Below are 5,346 nucleotides of genomic sequence, written 5' to 3'. Positions count from 1 at the left end.
CAGCACGATCAGAGACATGCCCATCTCCAACCACTTCATCTAAATCTCTCCTTTTTGAATATACATTTCCTTGTAATGGACATATGTAATTATAGAACGGATAAAATGAAAAGGCAAGTGTTTTTATAAAATTTTTTTCTTCCATGAATAATAATGTTAATTTTTGTGATGACTTTACAAGCTTTGCTTAATTTTTGTATAATAAAAGGACGCAGTAAGTTTTTTGTATTTTAGTAAAGCGATGTGAAGATAATGAGTGATGTAAAAGCGAAAACAGTAACCACCTTAGATCCTAAGGATGAGATGGAACTTGCTAAGCAAGTATTGAAGAAGGGGTTGCAGTTTGAAAATCATCAAGATAAAGAAGTGTATGTGCAGCATGTATTCTCTCATATTGCTAAACACTATGATTTGATGAATACAATTTTAAGTTTCCATCAAGATGCGTATTGGCGCCGTTTTGCTGTTTCTAAATTACAGCTAGACACAGGTCATCGTTTACTTGATGTAGCTTGTGGCACTGGAATGTTAACCATTGAAGCGTTGCGTCAACATCCTGATATATCTATAGAGGCCTTGGATTTTAGTCCTGAAATGTTACGGCGTGGCCGTGATCGTTTAGCAGAATTAAACCTTCTAGATAAAGTTAATTTAGTAGAAGGGGATGCTATGGATTTACCTTATGAGGATAATAGTTTTGATGCGGCCATGAGTGCTTTTGCATTACGAAATGTACCTAGCATTGAAGTTACTTTGCAAGAAATGATGCGCGTAGTAAAACCAGGTGGTTATGTAGTTACACTTGAGTTAGCTAAACCGACTATGATTGGATTTAAACAATTATATTATTTATACTTTGAGAAAATATTACCGGTTTTAGGAAAATTGAGTAAGGATAAATCTTCCTATGCTTGGTTGCCTGAATCGTTGCGACGCTATCCACACCAAGCTAAGGTGTTAGATATTTTTAAAGCGGTTGGATTTGAAGACGCCACATATTTTGAATTAACTGGTGGTATTGTGGCCGTCCATGTAGGGCGCGTACCAAAGTAAAAATACAAAGTAAGAATATAAAGACAGTAAAAGACAACAAAAGATAATAAAAGATAATAAAAGATAATATAAAAAAGCCCGCAAGAGCAATGGTACTTACTCTTGCGGGCCTTTCTATATTTATTACCAAAGTCTATGGGCTTCTCAAGATGGGGGAGCATTTGACTCCAAGGAAGCACTCTAGGCAAGGGCTATGATTCTTATTGTACGTAGAATACAAGATTTACAGTTTTAACAACGGATAAATCACCTTGTTCTACTGGTGTGTTTGTTTGAATAGCACTAGCAGCTAGTTTATACATACGTGGGGTGCTATCTAAGGTGTAGGTGTTAGTAGAGCTTACAGACGCTTCTTTAATACCTTTAATTTGCTGGCCTAGAGCCGCTGCGATAACTTCTGCTTGATGACGACCATTTTTTACAGCTTCTGTAGTTAATTGATCACTTAAATCTTGGTTCACATCAGCTTCAAAGTTTAATGATTGAATATCATTAGCACCGGCAGCTACAGCACGGTCAATAATTTGGCTTACTTTGCTTAAGTCGTTAATGCGTACAGTCACATTGTTTGAAACAGTGTAAGATTGAATGGCATTATCTTTTTGGCCTTTTACAGTTTGATAATCATATTGTGGATTTACAGAGAAATTAGAGGTTTGAATATTATTTTTAGTTACGCCCACTTGCGCAAGACGAGCAATTAAATCACTCATAATGCGATCGTTTTCACTTTTAGCAGTCATTACATTGTTAGCATTGCTAGTAATGCCTAAACGTAAGGTTGCATAGGTAGGCGCGATGGAGCGGTTAGCCATGCCTGTTACTTGAATTTGAGATTCTTGTACATTGTTGTCTTGAGACGCAGCCATAGCAGCGCCAGTTACGCTTAGAGCTAAAGTAGCGGCTAAAATAGTACGGGTTAGTTTTTTTGTTAATTTTAAATTCATAATAAACTCCTTTGTTACTCTTTTAGAAAAAGTATAAGAATGTTAATGCTGTAAGAACTTGAGACTTCATTAGTTCTCTTTAATTAGTATAACAAATAATTTAGAAAAAGGCAAAACTTTGAGGACAAAATAAGTTTTTGTCCATACATTATGGACGGTTGTATATAGAGTTTTAGGCTGTGAACATAAATTTTATTCTTAAATTTGTAATGTACTTTGTAGTATATTGTATACTCCGTAGTAGATTCGGAAGAATATTAGCTTGTATATTACATAATGCATTAGATAGTGTATTGCATAGTGTATTAGTTAGTAGATTAACTAATACACTAGATAGTATATTACGTTGCATACTGGCGTTATATCTAATATTTTAAATTAGGCGTTGAAGGAATTTAAAAAGAGAGTATAATAATAACGTACATACTTTCTAAGTTATACGAGGTACATTAGGTTATGCATGAGACATTTCGATGAAGTATATAAAATGTATAGCTTTGGCTAGTATGAGAGACATTTTTTTTGTAGAGACAGTAGAAGGTGATATAGTATGAAATTTTGGAAAATGATGATGGCTACACTTGGTGTAGTAGGCTTTATGCAATTTGGTTTCACTCAGGTGGCACAGGCTGCCGATTGGTATTACATAGGTGCTAGTGCTACAGAAGAACAATATTCTGTTGATAATAGTCGCGTGGAGAAAAATGATAAAGAAGCTACTATGTGGATTCGTGTTAATCAATTAAATAAAAATTATTATGAGCAAAAGGTTCGTCTTCAAAAGGAGCCTAAAACAATACAAATCCTTGAATTACGTTTATTCCATAATTCTGGGATCCCTTTTAATGATGATGAATATGTATATGATAAGTCTGTACAGCCAATTACAGATGATACAATGGGGGACGAAATTTATAAGCTTGTTTGGGGAAAATAAAGTTGATTATAGTAATAAATTTGACTAGACAAGGCACATAATCCGTGGTACTGTAAAAAGAGAAATTTAGATATTTCGATATGATACATGTATAAATAGTTTATTGCTATATAAGATAGTAAAGGAGTTTTAGCTATGAATCCTATTGATGTAATATTAAATCACCGTACAATTCGCGAGTTCAAGTCAACTCCTATTTCTCCGCAGCAATTAAATGTGTTGCTAGATGTAGCAAAGCGCACAGCCTCTAGTCAAGGGATGCAGAGTTTTAGCATTATTCGTGTAACTAAGCCAGAATTAAAAGCGGCTATTGCCGAAGTATGTAAGCAAGAGTATGTAGCTCGTGTGCCTGAATTGTTGATTTTTGTAGTAGATTCGTATAGAAACTCTCGCATTGTTCGTGAACAAGGTATTGTAAACGACAATGAACGTGATAGTGATCGCTTCTTCCAAGGGTGGACTGATGCAGCATTGGCAGCACAAAATGTGGTAGCTGCTGCTGAATTGGGGGGCTTTGGTACCGTATATTTTGGTAGCATTTTAAATAATGTACCTAAAATGATTGAGTTATTAGGTCTTCCTGAACTTACATTCCCGATGCTTGGACTTGGTATTGGTGTGTCTAATCAAGAGCCACAACTAAAACCAAGAATGCCAAAAGAAGCCAATATTTTTGAAGACTCCTATAAAGTGTTTGATTCTTATATGGATTTATTAGAAGACTATGATGAAGAAATGAGTCAATATTATGATATGCGCGATACTAACAATCGAGTAGACTCCTTTACATTACAAATTGCTAAGAAATCCCAAAATCCAACACCTATGAGACAAAAGCTTATTCAACAAGCAGAGGCACAAGGATTTAAATTTAATTTATAATTAGTGTAACTGAATGTATTGCATAGCCAGCTTTTATTTTTTGCTGGCTATGTTTTTTATTAGTAATGCAATTATTTTATTCAATAGATGTAGTAAGATGGCAAACTATGACATATGACATTGCAATTGTAGGCGGTGGACCGGCAGGCTTATCAGCAGCTGTAACTGCGAGAGTGCGAGGTAAGACCGTTATATTGTTTGAGTCCGGCGGATTTAGTGATAAATTGCGTAAAGCAGAACGCATTTATAATTACTTAGGATTTCCTACAATTAGTGGGAATGATTTGATGGATACATTGGTGGCACAGACTTTGGCATATGAACCAACCATTGTTAATGAGCGAGTACAATCTATTTTTGCAGGAGAACCATTTACCATATTAACTGAAGAAGCTGTGTACACTGCAAAGAGTGTTATATTGGCAACTGGGGTGAGTATGAATGGCACCATTCCGGGGGAAAAAAGAGTGGCTTGGTCGCGGCGTCAGTTATTGTGCGTCTTGTGATGGGCAATTCTTTAAGGATAAAGATATAGCTATTTATGTAAATACGGAACATGGCTTGGATGATGTAAAATTGCTTGCTGATTTGGCTAAAAGTGTAGTACTTTATGTAGATCCTTTATTAGCAGCGGATACTTCTGAATGGCAGAACTTGCCAAGTTCAGTTCGCCTCTATCGGGAGCGGATTGTAGGCATGGATGGAGAGCGGGGCCTTGCATCAGTGCGAAGTAAAAATGAAAGTCATAAAGTAGAAGGGCTATTTATTTTGCGTGATTCTAATCCGCCTGATAATATGGTTGATGGATTAGAAGTAAAAAATAATGCCATCGAAGTGAATCGATTAATGGAAACGAATTTTAAAGGGCTCTTTGCAGCTGGTGATGTAGCAGGCGCACCTTTACAAGTGAGCAAGGCTGTTGGCGAAGGGCAAATGGCGGCATTTAGTGCGGTAGCCTATGTGAATAAGATTGTATGATAGATTATAAGAGCGTTATGATATATTAGGTTTTATAGGAGAGCAGGTTCGTATATGATTAACATATATGAGCCTGTTTTTGCTTTCCTTTTATCCTATTATGTGAAGGTTATTATATAGGTCGTATAGAAAGCATGTATCTACAGAATTAGCATATGCAGCTTGTATTTACATAAGTTGTATATTAAGTTGTATATGAAGTTAGTATTTACATAGGACGTAAAGAAAGCGTGCATCTACATAACTAGTATATGAAGCTTGTATTGTTATGTGGTACTATGGTAAAAGATAAAAAAGAAATAAAAAAGTTGAAATTAGGGGTTGACGAAATTCTTGTAAATGGGTATACTAACAAAGTCGCTGTTAACGAAAATGAAAATAAGCTTTTGAGCTTATGCATCCGTTTTTTAGAGATGTAAATATTTCGAAAAAATGTGTAAAAAAGTAGTTGACATGAAATGTGTGACGTGGTAGTATATACAAGACGTCGCAGTAAGCGACATCAGATCTTTGAAAACTGAACAATGTAAGGTAATCATTTCAAACGAA

Annotated in this window: 7 protein-coding genes; 6 read left to right on the top strand and 1 reads right to left on the bottom strand. The window is 35.5% G+C overall.

The features are described 5' to 3' along the window. Positions 1-303: 303 nt before the first annotated feature. Positions 304-1,053 carry a class I SAM-dependent methyltransferase gene (locus Q0376_RS06215; RefSeq protein ID WP_298705304.1) on the top strand — a complete coding sequence of 250 codons (750 nt, stop codon included), beginning with the start codon at positions 304-306 and terminating at the stop codon, positions 1,051-1,053. A 200-nt stretch (positions 1,054-1,253) separates the two neighbouring features. Here the strand turns inward: Q0376_RS06215 and Q0376_RS06210 are convergent, their stop codons facing one another. Then, positions 1,254-2,000: an SIMPL domain-containing protein gene (locus tag Q0376_RS06210; protein WP_298705302.1), complete on the bottom strand. Its 747-nt coding sequence runs from the start codon at positions 1,998-2,000 to the stop codon at positions 1,254-1,256. A 550-nt stretch (positions 2,001-2,550) separates the two neighbouring features. On the opposite strand from Q0376_RS06210, the gene Q0376_RS06205 reads away from it, so the two are divergent. The 5 genes from Q0376_RS06205 (at position 2,551) to Q0376_RS06185 (ending at position 5,216) form a co-directional block, all read left to right on the top strand. Beyond that, positions 2,551-2,937, top strand: coding sequence for a hypothetical protein (locus Q0376_RS06205; protein WP_298705300.1), 387 nt, complete (start codon positions 2,551-2,553; stop codon positions 2,935-2,937). A 135-nt stretch (positions 2,938-3,072) separates the two neighbouring features. Beyond that, the gene (locus tag Q0376_RS06200) at positions 3,073-3,819 is read left to right on the top strand and encodes an NADPH-dependent oxidoreductase (RefSeq protein ID WP_298705298.1); all 747 of its coding nucleotides are present in this window, start codon (positions 3,073-3,075) and stop codon (positions 3,817-3,819) included. Positions 3,820-3,926: 107 nt separating this feature from the next. Next, positions 3,927-4,325 carry an NAD(P)/FAD-dependent oxidoreductase gene (locus Q0376_RS06195; RefSeq protein WP_298705296.1) on the top strand — a complete coding sequence of 133 codons (399 nt, stop codon included), beginning with the start codon at positions 3,927-3,929 and terminating at the stop codon, positions 4,323-4,325. After that, positions 4,261-4,797, top strand: coding sequence for an NAD(P)/FAD-dependent oxidoreductase (locus tag Q0376_RS06190; RefSeq protein ID WP_298705294.1), 537 nt, complete (start codon positions 4,261-4,263; stop codon positions 4,795-4,797). Before Q0376_RS06195 ends, Q0376_RS06190 begins: the two co-directional genes overlap by 65 nt. A gap of 251 nt (positions 4,798-5,048) precedes the next feature. Next, on the top strand, positions 5,049-5,216 hold the full coding sequence (locus Q0376_RS06185) for a hypothetical protein (protein WP_298705292.1): 168 nt from the start codon (positions 5,049-5,051) through the stop codon (positions 5,214-5,216). The last annotated feature ends 130 nt before the right edge of the window (positions 5,217-5,346 follow it).

This window comes from uncultured Veillonella sp., from assembly GCF_937981445.1.
Lineage (GTDB): Bacteria > Bacillota > Negativicutes > Veillonellales > Veillonellaceae > Veillonella_A.
Note: the sequence above shows the minus strand (reverse complement) of the source record. Positions and strands in the feature narration are given on the sequence as shown.

Bases quoted from the DNA above. Each gene is read 5' to 3' on its own strand.
- Q0376_RS06215 (WP_298705304.1), top strand. From the start codon at position 304: ATGGAACTTGCTAAGCAAGTATTGAAGAAGGGGTTGCAGTTTGAAAAT.
- Q0376_RS06210 (WP_298705302.1), bottom strand. From the start codon at position 2,000: ATGAATTTAAAATTAACAAAAAAACTAACCCGTACTATTTTAGCCGCT.
- Q0376_RS06205 (WP_298705300.1), top strand. From the start codon at position 2,551: ATGAAATTTTGGAAAATGATGATGGCTACACTTGGTGTAGTAGGCTTT.
- Q0376_RS06200 (WP_298705298.1), top strand. From the start codon at position 3,073: ATGAATCCTATTGATGTAATATTAAATCACCGTACAATTCGCGAGTTC.
- Q0376_RS06195 (WP_298705296.1), top strand. From the start codon at position 3,927: ATGACATATGACATTGCAATTGTAGGCGGTGGACCGGCAGGCTTATCA.
- Q0376_RS06190 (WP_298705294.1), top strand. From the start codon at position 4,261: ATGGCACCATTCCGGGGGAAAAAAGAGTGGCTTGGTCGCGGCGTCAGT.
- Q0376_RS06185 (WP_298705292.1), top strand. From the start codon at position 5,049: ATGAAGCTTGTATTGTTATGTGGTACTATGGTAAAAGATAAAAAAGAA.